Raw genomic sequence first — 16,625 nt, 5'->3', positions numbered from 1 at the left:
AGTGATTCCTTTGGTAGCACGCATGCCGTTGCCGGGACAAGGGCTCGTCTCGTGCGGGATTGCCGTGCTCGCTGTCTTCGTCCGCTGATCGCCGTTGCCACCGGAACGCTCGGTTCCGGTGGGCACTCACACGGAAGTCCGCTCAAGGGATTTCACGGTGCGGCAGCAGCTCGCACCGGCGGTACGCCTCAGTTGCGGCGCACCGTTCACATGTCGCTCAGCGTGCCGTCCTCGTCCTGCCGACGGCGCTGCGCAAGGTCCTACCGCCCGACCGCATCCGGCGGTAACGGTCGCGGGCGTCCTCCACCGCACGAGCCGCGGCGGCCGAGGCGGCTCGGGAGGACGCCGTACGCAACTGGCCTGAAAGCTGGGGACTTTCGCGGAAGCGGGCGAAGATCGAAATCCCCTGCATCACCAGGGCACGTTCGACGACCTCGTCACTCTGCCGTACGAGCAACAGCACCACAGCCCCGCGAAATCGCCCGGTGGCGCGTCCGGAGACGAGAGTGACGCCCGCACGGTGCTCCTCGGCAGTGAGCCGGTTCACGGTGCGCATGTAGTAGCGGTGCTGCGCCAGGCTCGACGCCATCGACACCACGAAGGCGCCGAGCAGCAGCAGTGCCAAGGGAAGTTGTTCCATCAGTCCTCTTCTCAGCGGCCTTCGGTTTCGGCCCCGTGCCCACGAGGGGAGTGGGCAGCCGGCCCCGGCTCGGCCTCTGACTCGAGGGACGAGCCGGCCGACAGTCCAGGGATCTGCGGCAGACGAAGGGAGTGGCGACGGCGGACCGTCCTGGCCGCCACCGCGTTCCGGATCCGCTCCGGGTGCCGACCGTGCAGCCGGACGATCCCGCACTTCAGACACATGAAGGCCGCCACCTCGGTGGTGACTTCGGTGGTGCCGAGACGACAGGCGAAACGGGGGGAGCCGAGCAGCGGCAAGGCCATGGAGCCCTCAACCAGAGTTCCCCCGCAGTCGCAACGTGCCTCCGCCTTCGGGGTGCTGTCATCGGTGCCGTTCATGGAGTGCTGCTCTCCTTCCTGGCTCCCCCGCTCCTTCACGCGCGGGCGAGCCTCAGTTCGGCTCCGGGCGGCGGGACTTCGAGTCGGCCCTTGGCGTGCACTGCGCCGGGAAGCAGGCCGGCTGCCGGGTCGGGATCGACGTAGATGACGATGTGTCCGAGCGTGGCCAGGTTCTCGTGGGCGAGATCCCCCACCGCGGTGATGGTCAGCCGTGTGTCACCGAGCAGGACTTCGTCGCCCGGTCGCATCTCGAGAGCCGGCTTGCCGACCGGGCTGTGCACCACGCTCAGGCTTTCCAGATCGCTGGGCAGCGGCTCGCCGAACAGGATGAGGAGGCCACCTGTGATGAGGTCCGCGGCCTCGTCGCCGACGCGCAGGATCGTGCTGGTGTAATAGGAATCATTCATCAGTACCTTCATCAGTACATCCAGAAGCTGACGAGCCAGGCGATGACGACGGCAAGCGGTGCCGTGATCTGACGGCTCAGGAGAACGGCCGGCGTACCGACCGCCACCGTCTCGGGCTTGGCCTCACCCAGGGCGAGGCCGACTGGGATGAAGTCGCAGCCGACCTGGCCGTTGATGGCGAACAGGGTGGGCAGGGCGTACTCCACAGGGACCGCTCCGGAGGCAATCTGCGTGCCCATCAGTACGCCGACGACCTGGGCGATCGCGGCTCCCGGCCCCAGGATCGGGGACAGGAACGGGAGAGCCGCCACAGCCCCGAGGACGATGAGCCCGACGGGGTTCCCGGCCAGCGGCTTGAGGCCCTCACCCATCGCCTCGGCGACGCCGGTGTAGGTGACGAAGCCCAGCAGCAGGCTCACATACGCCATGAACGGCAGGATGGTGCTGATCGTCAGAGTGATCGACTGACGGCCCGAGGCCAGCATCGTGTTCACCGCGTAGCCGATGCCCGAACTGAACTTGATGAAGCCGTTCGATATTCGGGAGAAACGTCCGCCGCCCCCTTCCGCCGGTTCCGCGACGGCTTCCCGGGCAGCGGCCGGTTCTTCGTCGTCGTCACGGCCGGTCGGCACGTCCGACGCGGCGTCCGCATCGGCGCTGTCACTCTGACCTTCCTGCGCCACCACCTCGTCCAACCCCACGTCGGAGACGAAAATGTCCTCGGTGATGAACTGAGCGAGCGGTCCGCCGGGGGCGCCGGGATAGACATCGACGGTCGGGATGCGCTTGCGCGGGTAGACGCCGATCCGTGCGGTGCCGCCGCAGTTGATCACTGCGCAGATGATTTCCTCGTCGGGCACATTGACACGGAACCCGTCGATCGCCTCAGCCCCGGTCAGCTCCGCGATCCGCTGGGCGACCGGATGAATACCTCCTCCCGTCACCGAAAGGACCTTGTTACGGGTTTCGGTACGGCGCAGTGTGAGCCCTCTTCCCCAGCCGCCGGTGCCCTTGCGGACGAACACCGAGGGATATGTGCGCGGGCTCTGGGGGCTCTGGTCGGTCGTGGTCATCGCGTTCCTCCAGCCGCCGTGAGCCCACCGCTGCCGCCACCGGCGGTGGTGAATTCCTCGTCGAACTTGCGGAAGATCTCGGTGCGGCCGGTTCTCTTGATCAGGATGCGAGTGATCCATTCGGTGACCACGCCCCTGATGAAGATCACCACGACGCCGGTGGCGAGGTAGGACAGCGCCAGCGGGACGGTGGACAAGCCCAGCTTCTGCACGCCATTGGCGATCCCCAGCCAGACGAACAGTTCACCGGCATTGGCGTAGGGAAAGAACGAGGTCACGGGGTGGACGAAGGAGACCGCCGAGTCGTAGAAGGCCGGTTTGTACCGCTCGGGCAGAAACCGGGCGAACGAATAGCACATCGGGTTGGTCAGCATCAGCACGGCGAGGACCGGCATCAGGCTGTAGCGAGTGATCCACCAGCGGGAGGACCACTGGACGGCTCGGGTAACGCGCTTCTCGCCGATGAACGTCACCAGCGCGTACATCGCGGTGAGCAGAACGATCAGTGTGGGAAGGATGCCGGTCACCAGACCGGTGAACTGCTTTCCGGCCTCATTGAACAGGCCGATGAAATGGGAGCCGATCCAGACCGCGCCCTGGATGACGGGATTATCGCTCTCATCCTTAGGCGTTGATGCGGCCAGGTCGGCGGCAGCGAAGGCAATCACCTCGACCCCTCCTCTCTTTCATGAGCGGGGATAGGGAGGCTCGATGCTTCTCTGAGCGGGAATGGGGAAGCTCGCCCGCTCCATGGCTCGGGCGAAGGAGGCTCGGGGCCGGTCCCTGGAAGGTTGGAGAGCCGACGGTTCACGGGATGCAACGGGAGGAACCAGGCGATCACGAGACGCGGTTTGCACGCCTGCTCAAGGTTCCTCACCTCTGTTCATCCAGCTGTTTAGCACTGCGCCGCGAGGCACGACAAGATGTCGACCGCGATTACCTTGTGTGACGACTGCGAATCCGGGCCCCGCCACTCACGGCCCTTCCCTGGTTCGGCTTGGCGGATGGCGGCGTCGACACCGCTGACGGAACGGACGATCTCGGCGACGGCACGCGGCCGCAGCGGCGGCTGCGTGATCTGCGATAGGAGCAGCTGCGGCCCTGCGGTCGCCGGTCTCTCGATGCGGTGGTGCAGGAAGACCTTCGCCAGCCAGTCATCGAGTGGTTTGACCAGCCATGATTCCGAACGCGCGTGCAGGCCGAACAGGGCGAGCGTAAAATGTCCCTTATGTCACTTATGGGCGGCAGGGCGGAAAACGTCTTCGTGCTGGGCCTCGACGAGCGCAATCGCGGGCTCCTGCACGACCTGCACGCCCTCCCGCTCCTCGCCGGATGCCGCTTCCACGCGCTGCTCGGGCGGGAGGAGCTGATGCACGGTGCACCGGTGCCGCTGCACGGCCTGCTGGAGAAGGCGGAGAGCAGGCTGGATGCCTTCGACGGGTCGATCGACGCGATCGTGGGCTACTGGGACTTCCCGGTGAGCTCGATGGTGCCGATCCTGTGCCAACGCCACGGCCTGCCGTCCGCCCCACTGGAAGCGGTCGTCAAGTGCGAGGACAAGTACTGGAGTCGGCTGGAACAGCAGAAGGTCTGCGGTGCGCACCCGCCCTTCGCGCTGGTGGATCTCGACAACCCGAAGCCGCCACCGGGGGTGGGCTTCCCGATGTGGCTCAAACCGGTGAAGTCCTACTCGTCCGAGCTGGCGTTCAAAGCGGAGGATCTCGAGCAGTTCGCCGACGCGGCCGGGCGGATCAGGGAGGGCATCAGCCGGGTCGGGTCGGCGTTCGACTGCGTGCTCTCGATGCTGGACCCCCCGCCGGAAGTGGCGAAGGCCGGCGGCCAGGCATGCCTCGCCGAGGAGGAGATCTCCGGCCACGAGATCACGGTGGAGGGTTACTGCCGGGACGGGAGGGTTCACGTGTACGGGGTGATCGACTCCCTCCTGTATCCCGGCACGTCGAGCTTCCTGCGGTACCAGTACCCGTCCTCGGCGCCGGCCGAGGTAGCCGAGCGAATGATCGACGTCGCCCGCCGTGTCGTGCGGCAGATCGGTCTGAACAATTCGACGTTCAACATCGAGTACTTCTGGGATCAGAAACGGGACCGGATCAACATCGTGGAGGTCAACCCGAGACTGTCCCAGTCGCACGCACCCCTGTTCGAATACGTCGACGGCCTGCCCAACTACCAGTCCATGGTCAGCCTCGCGCTCGGCCATGAGCCCAAGCTGCCGTTCCGCCAGGGCCCGTACAGGGTCGCCGCGAAGTGGTTCCTGCGGCGGTTCTCCGACGCGTACGTGCGGCGGTGCCCGACCGGGGACGAGATCTCCCGGGTGCGGCGCGAGGTGCCCGACACGATCGTCGACATCGTCGCGAAGGAGGGCGAGCGGCTGTCCGATCTGCCCTCGCAGGACAGCTACAGCTACGAGCTGGCGGCCCTCTACCTCGGGGCCGACGACGAGACGGAGCTCAACGAGAAGTACCAGCGCTGCCTGGAACTGCTGCCGTTCGAATTCGACGAGTAGGAGAGCCGCATGCGGGCTGCGGGAATCAAGGAGGTCAGCTCCTCACCCCACGCCATCAAGCAGGAGGAGCACGTCTGGATTCCGGCCCGGGACGGTACCCGGCTGGCCGCGCGCATCTGGAGGCCACTCGCCTCCGACACCGAACCGGTGCCGGCGATCCTGGAATTCATCCCCTATCGCCAGCGCGATCTGACCGCCCTCCGAGACTCGATCAACCACCCCTATATCGCGGGGCACGGTTATGCCTGTGTGCGGGCGGATCTGCGTGGCAGCGGTGACTCCGAGGGGCTGCTCAGCGACGAGTACCTCGAACAGGAATTCCGGGACGGCGAGGACATCCTCGCCTGGATGGCCAAGCAGCCCTGGTGCAACGGCCGCACCGGAATGATGGGCATCTCCTGGGGCGGCTTCAACGCTCTCCAACTCGCCGCGCGACGCCCCCCGGGGCTCGGTGCGGTCGCCGCGCTCTGTTACAGCGACGACCGCTACGCCGACGACGTGCACTACATGGGCGGGTGCCTGCTCAGCGACAACCTCTCCTGGGCCTCGACCATGTTCGCCTACACCTCGTGCCCGCCGGATCCCCAGGTGGTCGGCTCCCGGTGGCGGGAAATGTGGTACGAGCGGCTCGACGGGATGAGCCCGTGGCTGGCCGAATGGCTGAACCACCAGCGGCGCGACGAGTACTGGCAGCACGGTTCCGTCTGCGAGGACTACTCCGACATCGCATGCCCGGTGCTCGCCGTGAGCGGCTGGGCCGACGGCTACTCCAACGCCGTCTTCCGCTTGATGGAGCGGCTCAAGGTCCCCCGCCGAGGGCTGATCGGCCCGTGGTCGCACAAGTACCCGCACCTCGGCGTGCCCGGCCCCGCCATCGGCTTCCTGCAGGAACTCGTGCGCTGGTGGGACCACTGGCTCAAGGACGAGGACAACGGCATCATGGACGGGCCGATGCTGTTCACGTGGATGCAGGAGAGCATGCCCCCGTGCACCTCCTACGACCAGCGTCCCGGGCGCTGGGTGGGGGAACCGAAGTGGCTCTCGCCGCACGTTCAACGGGTTCGGCATCCACTGGGCGACCACCGGATCGGACGGCCCGGTGAGCAGCTCGACTCACCGCCGCTGAGCGTGGAGTCACCGCTGTCGGTGGGCCAGTTCGCCGGGAAGTGGTGCTCCTACAACGCGCCTCCCGACCTCCCCTACGACCAGCGCGAGGAGGACGGCGGTTCGCTGGTCTTCCAGAGCGAGCCGTTGACCGAGCGCTGCGAGATCCTCGGCGGGCCGGTGCTGTACGCGACGCTGGAGGTGGACCGCCCGGTGGCGATGGTCGCGGTCCGGCTCTCGGACGTCGCACCGGACGGACGTGCGACGCGGGCGACGTACGGGCTGCTCAATCTCAACCACCGGAACGGGCATGCCGAGCCCGAGGCCCTCCAACCCGGTGAGCCCTACCGCGTGGGCGTCCAGCTCAACGGTGTGGCGCAGGCATTTCCGGCGGGCCACCGGATCCGGATCGCACTGTCGACCTCGTACTGGCCGCTGGCTTGGCCGCCACCGGAGCCGGTGCGGCTGACCGTGCATCCGACCGAAAGCGAGCTGGAACTGCCCATCCGCTCGCTCGTCGAACCCGACGAGCTGCCGACGCCGCTGTTCGGAGCCCCTGAAGGCGCGCCACCGCTGTCGAGCAAGGTGATCCGGCCGGGTGAGCACCGCTGGACGGTTTCACGCGATCTCGTCGACTACGGGTCGGCGCTGGAAGTCGTCAAGGACCTCGGCGTCATGTACATGGAGGACATCGATCTGAGGGTGACCCGCCGCGCCTACGAGCGCTACAGCTGGACCGGTGACGACTTCGGATCGGTACGCGGCGAGATCGAGTGGGTCATGGGCTTCGCCCGCGATGGCTGGGACGTGCACACCACGACCCGCACCGTACTGACCTCCGATGCGTCGAACTTCTACCTGCACGCCACCTTGGACGCCTACGAGGACAACCGCCGGGTACGGTCCCGCAACTGGGAACGGTCCATTCCGCGGGACCACGTCTGAAGACGTCACGGGACGCGGGCTGGCCGATCGCCGGTCACCTCGCATGTGGGTCCTTGCCCGCCACGTCGGCGAGGTCCTCGCCCGTTTCCCATCCGTGAGCTACGTCCCTCCGCCCTGTCTGTTCGGCATTCAGTCATGCAGTGACGCAGATCACTCGGCTCCTCCGTCACAGACGCGAGGTGGGCTGCATCCCGTGTGTGAACCGATCGCACAACGGGAGGCACACATGAGGGTCGTGGTGGTGGGCGCCGGCTACGCGGGGACGATCGCGGCGAACCGGCTGGCCAAGAAGGTGAAGTCAGCGGAGATCACGGTGATCAACCCCCGTCCGGACTTCGTCGAGCGGGTGCGGCTGCACGAGCAGATCGCCGGGACCGGCGCCGCGGCAACGCCGCTGACCTCGATGCTGCGCGAAGGGATCGCAACGCGGCTGGACACCGTCGACAAGATCGGCGACGGCCAGGCCGCTCTCGGCGACGGGTCCAGTCTCGACTTCGACCACCTGTTCCTCGCGGTGGGCAGCACGGTCGCACCGCTGCCGGGCACCGTCCCGGTGGGGACCTGGGAGGGCGCGGAGGAGGCGCGGGCCGCGCTGGCCGGGCTGCCCGGCGGAAGGGCGGTCACCGTCATCGGTGGCGGGCTGACGGGCATCGAGACGGCATCCGAGATCGCCTTCGGCCGGCCCGACCTCCGGGTGCGGATCGTGGGACAGACGATCGCCGCGAGCCTGTCGGCGGGGGCGCAGAAGCGTGTGCGCACCGGCCTGGACCGCTTGAACGTGGAGATCGTGGAGGACTCCGTCGCGCAGATCGACCCCGGCGCCGGGGAGGGAGGAGGCGACATGGTGCGTCTCCACTCGCGCCCGCGGTTCACCTCCGACCTCACGCTGTGGGCGATCATCGGGGGCGTGCCCGACCTGGCCGCCCGTAGTGGGCTGGAGGTGGATGCCGAGGGGCGAGCGGTGGTCGACGAGCATCTGCGCAGCGTGACCGACCCGCGGATCTTCGTCGTCGGTGACTGCGCGGCGGTTCCCGGCGCACGCGCGGCCTGTGCGACGGCCATGCCTCAGGGGGCGCACGCAGCGGATACGCTGGCGCGGATGATCGAAGGCCGTAAGCCCGAGCCCTACTCCATGGGGTACACCGGACAGGCGCTGAGCCTGGGCCGGCGCGACGGGCTGCTGCAGGCCGGCCGCAGGGACGACACCGTGCGGCGGCTCTACTTCGCCGGGCGCACCGCGGCCGCTGGCAAGGAGCGAGTCTGCCGCTACGCGAAGTTCGGCGCCCGCACCGCCACCTACGCATGGCTGCGAGACTCGAAGTGACCGAACAGCCGGGCCCTGAGGACGAGTTCACCGCGCACAGGGCCCTGCTGTTCTCGATCGCCTACGAGATCCTCGGCTCTGTGGCCGACGCCGAAGACGTCCTGCAGGACAGCTACCTGCGGTGGCGGTCGGTGGACCCCACATCGGTGGAGAACGCGCGGGCCTATCTCGCGCAGATCGTCACCCGGCAGGCGCTCGGCGTACTGCGGTCGGCCGTCCGCCGCCGGGAGCAGTACGTGGGGCCGTGGCTGCCCGAGCCGTTGGTGACCGACGCCGCCGGCGACGCACCCGACGGCATCGACCATGTGCTCACCGGCGAGGCCGTGACCACCGCGATGCTGCTGGTGCTGGAGACCCTTACCCCGACCCAGCGCGCGGTGTTCGTGCTGCGAGAGGTATTCGCCTTCGACTACCCGGAGATCGCCGCCGCGGTGGGCAAGTCCGAGGCCGCGGTGCGGCAGCTGAACCAGCGCGCCCGCAACAGCGTGCGCGCGAGGCGGCACACCGCCGTCGCCGCCCCCGCTGAGGCACGGCCGATTGCCGAACGGTTCCTGACGGCGGCCGCTACCGGTGACGTCCAAGGTCTGATGGACCTGCTCGCACCCGACGTGGTGTTCCTGGGCGACGGCGGCGGCATCGTGAACGCGGTGCGGCGCCCCGTGATCGGGCCCGACAAGGTGGCCAGGCTGCTCCTCGGCCTCCTGGACAAGGGCGCCCGCATGGGCGAACTCGACATCCGCATCGGCACCTACAACGGGATGCACTCCGTCGCGGTGCTCATCGACGGCGTACTCGACCAGGTGACCTCGATCGAGGTTCGCGGCGGTGCCGTGACGGCCGTCTACTGCGTCCGCAACCCGGAGAAGCTCACCGCCGTCAAGATCTGAGGCTGCCTTCCTCGGCGAGCGCACCGGCGAAGAGCGTCCGCTTCCATTCGTACTGCATCGAAGGATGTAGTACGGCTTCATCGTCGCGAACGACGAATTCGGCCCCGAGCGTCGTGACCATGGTGGAAAGCGAGTATCACGGGCGGGAGTCGGCGTGCACGGAGTGGTGGGGGCGCGGGAAGCCGTGGCGGCGGAGGGCGCCACCAAGAGCGTGGGCAGCGGGGCGGGCGGGCGGTTGCCCTTGCTCGATGTGCTTCGCGGGGTGGCAATCCTCGGCACATTGATGAGTAACGTCTGGATCTTCGCAGGGCCGGGCGCCGAGTGGGGTGTCCTCAGTGGGAACATCGGGTCCTCGACAGGGGCCGACTCGTCCTCCTTGGCCGGAGTGGCGGAAACGGTCTTCCGTTCCTTCGCGAACGGGAAGTTTCTGTCGATGCTGACCATTCTCTTCGGGGTCGGGTTGGCCATCCAATTCCGGTCGGCCGCCAAGCGGGGGCAGCCATGGCCGGGCCGGTACAAGTGGCGGGCCCTGTTCCTCTTCGCCGAGGGGACTGCGCATTTCGTACTCGTCTTCGCCTGGGACGTGTTGATGGGGTATGCGGTGGTCGCGTTGCTGGTCGCCTGGCTGCTCACGCGATCCGCGCGGGCACAGCGCGTCACGTGGCTGGTCGCGGGCGGAGTCCACTTGGTGGCGATGTCGCTGCTCACCGCCGCCATGCTGCTCACCTCGGACGGCGATACGGGTGGTGGCGGCCCCGACGCCGACGTCGTGACCCTGTACGCCCAGGGGAGCTACGGGGAGCAGGTCGCCTTCCGTCTGTCGCATGCCGTAGTGCTGCGCATGGAACCGGTGCTTTCCTTCGGGCTGTTGTTGTTCCTGTTCCTGCTCGGCGTACGGCTCTTCCGAGCCGGGGCCTTCCAGAGCGACGCGGCAGGGCGGCACTTGCGGCGCCGGCTGGCTGCCTGGGGCCTGGGGATCGGCCTGCCCCTCAACACCCTGGCCGTGCTTGGCGGGCCGGACTTCTTCCTGCTGGACCGGTACGGGGCTGCGCCGGTGCTGGCGATCGGCTACCTGGGCCTCATAGGGGTGGCGATGGACCGGCTCCGCCGTCCTGGGCCGCTGAGCTCCGCCCTGACCTACGTCGGGCGTACGGCTCTCTCCTGTTACGTGCTGCAAAACGTGCTCGCCATGCTGGCTTGCTACGGCATCGGCCTTGGCCTGGCCTCCCGTTGGGCGGACAGCGGCCCGTGGTGGGTGATGGGTCTGTGGGCGGCGATCTGCCTGGTACTGGTGATGGGGTCCAGTCTGTGGCTGCGCCGGTTCGAGCACGGGCCGCTGGAGGCAGTACAGAAGCGCCTGCTACGACGCTGAGCACAGTGGCCCTCACATTCTTCGGCCCCAAGGGTCGAAGTAGCGGGCCGGTACCACTGCCTGGGAGGCACGCGCATCAAGGCTGCCTTCAAGTTTTACAACGACGGGTCAGAACCGTTTTACAGGTGCGTCACCTTCGAGGGAATGACTCAAGGTACGTACAAGTTCGCGCACATCAACGAAATCCTCGACGTCAACACGAACACCAAGGAGTGCGACAAGAACTAGAGCTCCCCCTCCCCGGCAGATGAGAGTGCAGGCAATGCCGGCGAACGCCGGCGCCGACTTCCCCTGAAAGGGAACGGCATTCGACCAGGACGCCGCCCTTCGCCCGCACCGTCTGACGCAAGAGCTGATCAATACGGTGTGAGGGAGGGCGAAGCCGTGCAGCAGTGAAGGGTGCCCGGCCGTTGGCGAGCGGCCGGCGCTGCTGTGCGGCGTGGTGATCAGGCGGAATTCCCGGTGTGCGGGTGATCGTGACCGGCGGTGGCGGAGCCGTCGGCGGCGCCCTGCGGAGCCGTAAGCAGCCTTCCCAGGCGGACGAGCGGCGAGAAGGCCATCACCACAGGGGACAGCAGCATGCCCGCGGCCGTGACCACAAGGCTGGTACGCAGCTCCCACGTCTCCGCGAGATGGCCGCCGAGCAGCGAGCCGAGCGGTGTCAGACCCATGCCGGCAAAGGTGATCGTCGCAGCCGCGCGGCCTTGCATGGCGTCGGGGGCGGCGGCCTGCCGGACGGCCATGAGCGTGACGTTGACCAGCTGTCCGAAGGTCGCGAAGACGAAGTTGACCGCGACGAGCGCAATGACCGTCACCGCGGAGGAACCGCGCAGCGTGGGCGTACACAGCATCACGCCGTCGCCGACCGCCGCCGCGGCCACGAGCACCGGGCCGTAACCGAATCGGCGCGGGAGGCGGGCGGCGAGCAGGGAGCCCAGGATTGCGCCAGGCCCCGTTGCCGCGAGCACTCCCCCGACGGTGGCGCCTGACAGGTGCAGTTCCCGCGGCAGAAAGAGCAGATAGACGGTCATCATGGCCGCGAAGGAGAACTGGAAGGCGGCCGAGGCGAGTCCGACGGCTCGCAGTGAGGTGTCCCCGACGACGCAGCGGATGCCTTCATGGAGCTGCCGCCAGACCCGGTACGGGCGCTGCGAGCGCTTTGGGCGCGTTTCCCGCCGGATGCGGTGGATCGACAAGAAGGACAGCGCGAAGAACAACGCGCCGGATGCGGCTGCGATCGGTGCCGACAGCAGTGACACCAACGCCCCGCCGAGTGCAGGGCCACCGGTCTGGGCCGCGGACCGGCTGCCCTCGAGCGCGCTGTTGGCCTCCACCAGCTGATCGCCTTTGACCAGCCGTACGACGGATGCCTGATAGGCCACATCGAAGAACACGGACAGGGCCCCGACCACGAACGCGATCACTAGCAGTGCGGGAAGGCCGAGTCCGCCGAGTAGGCCGACCAGGGCGGCTCCGCCCAGGGCCAGAGCCCGGCCGAGATCCGCCAGGACCATCACGATCCGGGTCCGCCATCTGTCCACCCAAGCGCCGACGAAGAGCGAGAGCAGAATGATCGGCGCCTGCCCCACCGCTCGGAGGGCGCCCAACTGGTCGGCGTCGGCGCGGAGCGTCAGGACGGCGGTCAGCGGCAGGATCACCAGACAGGCGTGCTCCCCGAGTTGGGAGGCCGTCTGCCCCACCCAGAGCCTGCGGAAATCATCGTCCCGCCACACGGACGACGGGCCAGGCCGACCGGATTCGGATCCGTCGGACACAGCGGAGAATGCGGGTGACACAGGGCCCCTTGGGGTTGCTGAAGAGAGGGCTTGCCACCCTGCCCTGCGAGGCGTGACACACACGCAGCGCTGCCAGGGGGCGAGCAGGCTCGCTGTGCCGCAGACCAAAGGCAGCACGCGATGACAGGCCGCTCACGGCCCACGACGTCAACGCGCGCTCGGACGACCGGGCATCTCTCAGCTCCTAGAGGTCACTCGTTGCCCGGACACTAGCCCACGGCAACCTCTGGCCGCAGGTGTCTTTCTCGGTGGACCCCGACCATCGGTGCAAGGTGGCCCGTCAGCCGCCCTCCCACAGCTGGTCCAGCCTCACTGCCATGGGTACGGACATCATCGTCCGCGGCCCGGACACCGTGGCTGCCCTGCTCGGCAGCCGGCGACAGGCGGAGCCGCTGCTGCCGCAGCTGTGCGAGCCGTGCCAGGAAGCCCGCTCACCGCCGTCGGCAACCGTCATCTGAGGTTTGCGCGGGTGGCGGGTGCGCGTTCGAGGCCGTCAGCGGTGGGCTTCAATACGAGGGCTCGGCGCCGGACGAAGGTCAGGAGGCGGCGCTACGAGATGGCGCGGAGCCGGCCGTGGGGCCGGCCGCGGAGTTCGTCGACGGCCTGGGCCGTCGCTTCGTCCGCGGGGAGGAAGACGACCAGTTGTTGTGAGTCCGAGGAGAGTTCGGCCGTCTCGCGGAGCAGCTGAAGTTCGCACCCGGAGGGGTGGTTGAGCCGGAGGATTCCACGTTGCGGAACCACGTGCTGGTTCAAGCGCTGTGTGAAGTCGGGGCCGGCGACGGTCGCGAGCTCGGCGGTGAGCCACTCGGAGTTCTCGACCGAGGGCGCGAGCCACAGGTCGAACGCCTGCTCGTCGGCGACATCGTCCCAGTCGGCGAAGAACGTCCGTGCACGAGCGTCGGTGAAGACGTAGCGGGTGAGGTTGGGTGTGTCGGCGTCGAGCAGTCCGGATCCGCTGGTCACCGACTCGTACGTACTGGTGTGGGCGAGGACGTCGCCCAGCCGGTTGGTCACCATGGCGATGCCCGGTTCGAGGAGGCGGAGGGTCTGCAGCACGGTCGGCCGCACTTCTCGACGCGGTGGTGCGGGCTGCGGGTGAGCGGAGCATTCGCCGCCGGTGATCTTCGCGAGGTAGCGCAGGTGGTTACGTTCCGAGGGGTCGAGGCTGAGGGCATCGGCGAGTGCGTTCACCACTGCTATCGAAGGATTGCGGTCACGGCCCTGCTCGATGCGGGTGAGGTATTCGACGCTGATGCCGGCCCGTACGGCGAGATCCGAGCGCCGCAGCCCCGGTGCCCGTCGGCGGCCGCGGTCCGGCAGCCCCAGCGATTCCGGCTGGGTGCTGTCGCGCTTGGCCCGGATGAAGTCCCCCAATGGCGTACCCATGCCCTGAGCGTATGCCGTTGCCCGCTGATCTCGCAGTGCCCAGGGTGGCCCTGCGGGGGCCAGCCTGATCACGGTCTGGTTGCTGCCACGGTGCGGCCTGAACCTGGTGGACATGGAGAACACACACAAGCTGGTGATCATCGTCGGAAGCGTTCGGGAAGGACGGTTCGGTCCGGTCGTGGCCTCATGGGTCGCCGAGCAGGCCCGCATTCACGGTGGTTTCGAGGTGGAGGTCGTCGATCTCGCCGAGATCGACGTCCCGCTGTCCCTGCCCGCGGAATCACCGAAGTTCGCGGGCGACGAGTACCCCCGTCCCGCCGGAATGGCGGCGCTGACATCGGCGCTGGAAGGCGCCGATGCGTTCCTCGTGGTCACGCCGGAGTACAACCACAGCTACCCCGCGTCCTTGAAGGCAGCCATCGACTGGCACTTCACCCAGTGGACGGCCAAGCCCGTCGCCTTCGTCAGCTATGGCGGCGCGGCAGGCGGCCGGCACGCGGTGCTGCATCTGGAAAACGTACTGACCGAACTGCATGCGGTGACCATCCGTGACGGTCTCGCTTTCCCGAACTACTTCACCGCATGGCAGGACGGCCGTCCGCTCGACCCTGAAACCGCCGGATACGCCAAGGCCTTGCTCGACCAGTTGGCCTGGTGGGCAGGCGCGCTCCGCACGGCGCGCGAGGCCGCTCCCTACCCGGCATGAGGAATCCGGCATGCGGAGTCCGGCATGAGGAATCCGGCATGAGGAATCCGGCATGAGGAATCCGGCCTGATCCACCGGCTCGCCCCTCGGCACCGTCGTCACCCGTCGGGCATCGGCAGCATGCCCGACTCGTGGCTACGGACGACACGGCCACGGTCTTCGACGTCCCCTCCCCATGGATTCTCAAGAATTTCTCACCGAACTCGGAAATCCATGAAGTTCCACGCTCGTAGCCTTGAGACCTGAGGAGGCTTACGGGTCATGAACAGCAGTGGCGAACGAGACGGACGACCGGGCGGTGACAAAGGGGGCAGGCGCCGACCGCAGAACGGGACCGAGCCGGGGGACGCGGCTGCCCCGGGCGAAGTGCTTCGGCCGCCCGGGGCGGGCGAGCCGCAGAATTCGGCGGATCCGCAGGCCCCGGTCACGAGCGACGAGGCCGACCCCGTCGCATTCGACGAGGACTTCGTCCGAGCGGCGAGCGTGACCGAGCCTGCGGCCCGGACCCGGGAGCTGGCCGCCCGGTGGAGCAGGGAGGGCTACCCCGAACGCGAGCCATGGCGTTCCGACGAGCCTCCGGCCGGCTGGTTCTGGAGCCGCGGACGGCAGGACAGTCGTGGCCGGCGGAGCAGAAACCGGCGCCGGCCTTGGCGGCGCAAGCCCAGAGACGGATCCTGAATTCGGTTGGATCGTGAATAGAAGGTTGGGTAACTGTCGGTACTGTTCCGGATACATCCAGCAACACGTCGTGCCCCCGTCCCCGCTCGCTCACGGCTTATCCAGCCGGACGCGCGTGGCGAAGGCCGTCTCGATGACGCAGGCCGTCTCGATGACGCAGGCCGTTTCACGGCGGAGGCCGTTCTAAGCTGGAGTGGTGGCAATGATGTACGCCGCACTTCTGCGCGGAATCAACGTAGGCGGCAGCAAGAAGGTGCCGATGGCCGAGTTGCGAGACCTTCTCGGCCAACTTGGGCACGGCGAAGTGCGGACCCACCTCAACAGCGGCAATGCCGTCTTCCGCAGTGAATCGGACGACGAGGAGGCGCTCGCCGTCGGCCTGGAGACGGCGATCGAGCAGCACTTCGGCCTCCAAGTCACCTGCATGGTGCGTGCGGGGTCGTACCTTCGGGCCGTCCTCGACGACTGTCCTTTCCCGGCCGCCGAGCTCTCAGGCAGCCGGCTGCACGCCGTCTTCTGCTCCCAGCCGGTCACTTCCGAGCAATTCACTTCCCTCGATCCCACCGAGTACCTTCCTGAGGAATTCCGGGTCGGTGATCGAGTTCTGTACCTGTACACCCCCGGCGGACTCGGCGCCTCACGCCTCTCCCCTGCCCTTCAGCGCCCGAGCCTGCTCAAAGGGACCGAGACGACGTCCCGCAACTGGAACACCGTGAAGAAGCTCGTGGAGCTGACCCGCGCCTGACGACAGTTCTCCGCGACGAACTTTCGGAAGATGCGGCCCGTGTGTACGACCCCCGCTCGTTCACAACCGCTTCAGCCCCGTGTACTGGAGCGCCGCGAAGCCGCCGACCACCAGGGCCTGGAGGACGATCCATACCTGGCCGGCTCCGGTGGGAGTGAGCGCGTCGGTGGCGAGTACGACGATGCTCAGCGCAGCCCACCCGAGGTTTGCCACCAGCACGAGGCCCAGGCCGTTGCGGTTGATCGTCTCGCGCGTCCCCAGGACGAGTACACCGATCCCGTAGACGAGCAGGAAGACGCCGACCGGGTACTGGACCTTGGTGTCGAACCCGAAGAACGAGTCGAGGACCGTGGCGAGCGCGAGATAGCCGAGACCGTTCAGACCTGTAACGACCCCGTCCGACTTCAGGGCGAGGCGAGCGAGACCGTCGGATGCGGTCCTCCCCGCGGTTGCGGCTGCGCCGTTGTGCTGTATCGATGCCACTGGCCGTTCTCCTCTCATACCGGTCGCCGTTTGTGTCACGGACGCTATGCAAGCCGCTCACTACCAGCAATTACCCGCGAGGTAAGGGCGCTTGCCCGCTGCGTACGCCATCACGTGTGGATGACGGGGGCGGCGTCCCGCGGCAAGGTGCTGGTCGCGCTGGAAGGCACACGTC

At 67.8% G+C, this 16,625-nt stretch carries 17 protein-coding genes; 9 read left to right on the top strand and 8 right to left on the bottom strand.

Annotated elements, in window-relative coordinates; genetic code table 11:
- Positions 1-217: 217 nt before the first annotated feature.
- The 5 genes from ACTWQF_RS17475 to srlA are packed head-to-tail and all read right to left on the bottom strand — an operon-like array spanning position 218 to position 3,168.
- Entirely contained in the window at positions 218-640 is a 423-nt protein-coding gene (locus ACTWQF_RS17475; RefSeq protein ID WP_443280326.1) for a transcriptional regulator GutM, read from the bottom strand.
- Between the two features lie 11 nt (positions 641-651).
- Entirely contained in the window at positions 652-1,020 is a 369-nt protein-coding gene (locus tag ACTWQF_RS17470; protein ID WP_443280325.1) for a hypothetical protein, read from the bottom strand.
- Between the two features lie 35 nt (positions 1,021-1,055).
- A complete protein-coding gene (locus ACTWQF_RS17465) occupies positions 1,056-1,427 on the bottom strand; it encodes a PTS glucitol/sorbitol transporter subunit IIA (protein WP_443280324.1) in 372 nt (123 codons plus the stop codon).
- An 11-nt stretch (positions 1,428-1,438) separates the two neighbouring features.
- Positions 1,439-2,500, bottom strand: coding sequence for a PTS glucitol/sorbitol transporter subunit IIB (gene srlE / locus ACTWQF_RS17460; RefSeq protein ID WP_443280323.1), 1,062 nt, complete (start codon positions 2,498-2,500; stop codon positions 1,439-1,441).
- Complete coding sequence (srlA, locus tag ACTWQF_RS17455) at positions 2,497-3,168, bottom strand: PTS glucitol/sorbitol transporter subunit IIC (protein WP_443280322.1); 672 nt, start codon at positions 3,166-3,168, stop codon at positions 2,497-2,499. The genes srlE and srlA overlap by 4 nt, the downstream gene beginning before the upstream one ends.
- A 560-nt stretch (positions 3,169-3,728) precedes the next feature.
- Here srlA and ACTWQF_RS17450 point away from each other — a divergent pair.
- The 5 genes from ACTWQF_RS17450 to ACTWQF_RS17430 all read left to right on the top strand — a co-directional run bounded on the left by ACTWQF_RS17450 (position 3,729) and on the right by ACTWQF_RS17430 (position 10,656).
- Positions 3,729-5,024, top strand: a complete 1,296-nt coding sequence (locus ACTWQF_RS17450) for an ATP-grasp domain-containing protein (RefSeq protein WP_443280321.1) — start codon at positions 3,729-3,731, stop codon at positions 5,022-5,024.
- Positions 5,025-5,048: 24 nt separating this feature from the next.
- On the top strand, positions 5,049-7,073 hold the full coding sequence (locus ACTWQF_RS17445) for a CocE/NonD family hydrolase (protein ID WP_443280542.1): 2,025 nt from the start codon (positions 5,049-5,051) through the stop codon (positions 7,071-7,073).
- A gap of 226 nt (positions 7,074-7,299) precedes the next feature.
- Positions 7,300-8,397, top strand: coding sequence for an NAD(P)/FAD-dependent oxidoreductase (locus tag ACTWQF_RS17440; RefSeq protein WP_443280320.1), 1,098 nt, complete (start codon positions 7,300-7,302; stop codon positions 8,395-8,397).
- On the top strand, positions 8,376-9,284 hold the full coding sequence (locus ACTWQF_RS17435; RefSeq protein WP_443280319.1) for an RNA polymerase sigma-70 factor: 909 nt from the start codon (positions 8,376-8,378) through the stop codon (positions 9,282-9,284). Before ACTWQF_RS17440 ends, ACTWQF_RS17435 begins: the two co-directional genes overlap by 22 nt.
- 163 nt (positions 9,285-9,447) lie before the next feature.
- Positions 9,448-10,656 (top strand): DUF418 domain-containing protein, encoded by a 1,209-nt coding sequence (locus tag ACTWQF_RS17430; protein WP_443280541.1) that lies wholly within the window; start codon positions 9,448-9,450, stop codon positions 10,654-10,656.
- Positions 10,657-11,102: 446 nt separating this feature from the next.
- Here ACTWQF_RS17430 and ACTWQF_RS17425 read toward each other — a convergent pair whose 3' ends face one another.
- Entirely contained in the window at positions 11,103-12,431 is a 1,329-nt protein-coding gene (locus tag ACTWQF_RS17425; protein ID WP_443280318.1) for an MFS transporter, read from the bottom strand.
- 338 nt (positions 12,432-12,769) lie between these two features.
- Between ACTWQF_RS17425 and ACTWQF_RS17420 the strand changes: the two genes are divergently transcribed.
- Positions 12,770-12,910 (top strand): hypothetical protein, encoded by a 141-nt coding sequence (locus tag ACTWQF_RS17420; RefSeq protein ID WP_443280317.1) that lies wholly within the window; start codon positions 12,770-12,772, stop codon positions 12,908-12,910.
- A 91-nt stretch (positions 12,911-13,001) separates the two neighbouring features.
- On the opposite strand, the gene ACTWQF_RS17415 is transcribed toward ACTWQF_RS17420, so the two are convergent.
- On the bottom strand, positions 13,002-13,838 hold the full coding sequence (locus ACTWQF_RS17415; protein ID WP_443280316.1) for a helix-turn-helix domain-containing protein: 837 nt from the start codon (positions 13,836-13,838) through the stop codon (positions 13,002-13,004).
- Between the two features lie 112 nt (positions 13,839-13,950).
- Between ACTWQF_RS17415 and ACTWQF_RS17410 the strand changes: the two genes are divergently transcribed.
- The 3 genes from ACTWQF_RS17410 (at position 13,951) to ACTWQF_RS17400 (ending at position 15,967) form a co-directional block, all read left to right on the top strand.
- Positions 13,951-14,544: an NADPH-dependent FMN reductase gene (locus ACTWQF_RS17410; protein ID WP_443280315.1), complete on the top strand. Its 594-nt coding sequence runs from the start codon at positions 13,951-13,953 to the stop codon at positions 14,542-14,544.
- Positions 14,545-14,805: 261 nt separating this feature from the next.
- Positions 14,806-15,222, top strand: coding sequence for an SGM_3592 family protein (locus ACTWQF_RS17405; protein WP_443280314.1), 417 nt, complete (start codon positions 14,806-14,808; stop codon positions 15,220-15,222).
- Between the two features lie 196 nt (positions 15,223-15,418).
- Positions 15,419-15,967 carry a DUF1697 domain-containing protein gene (locus ACTWQF_RS17400; protein WP_443280313.1) on the top strand — a complete coding sequence of 183 codons (549 nt, stop codon included), beginning with the start codon at positions 15,419-15,421 and terminating at the stop codon, positions 15,965-15,967.
- Between the two features lie 60 nt (positions 15,968-16,027).
- On the opposite strand, the gene ACTWQF_RS17395 is transcribed toward ACTWQF_RS17400, so the two are convergent.
- Positions 16,028-16,450, bottom strand: a complete 423-nt coding sequence (locus tag ACTWQF_RS17395) for a hypothetical protein (protein WP_443280312.1) — start codon at positions 16,448-16,450, stop codon at positions 16,028-16,030.
- Positions 16,451-16,625 lie beyond the last annotated feature (175 nt).

Origin of the sequence: Streptomyces sp. 8N114 (assembly GCF_052245835.1) — a bacterium.
Classification (GTDB): domain Bacteria; phylum Actinomycetota; class Actinomycetes; order Streptomycetales; family Streptomycetaceae; genus Streptomyces.
The sequence above is the reverse complement of the archived record's forward strand: the minus strand, read 5'-3'. Positions and strand labels throughout refer to the sequence as shown.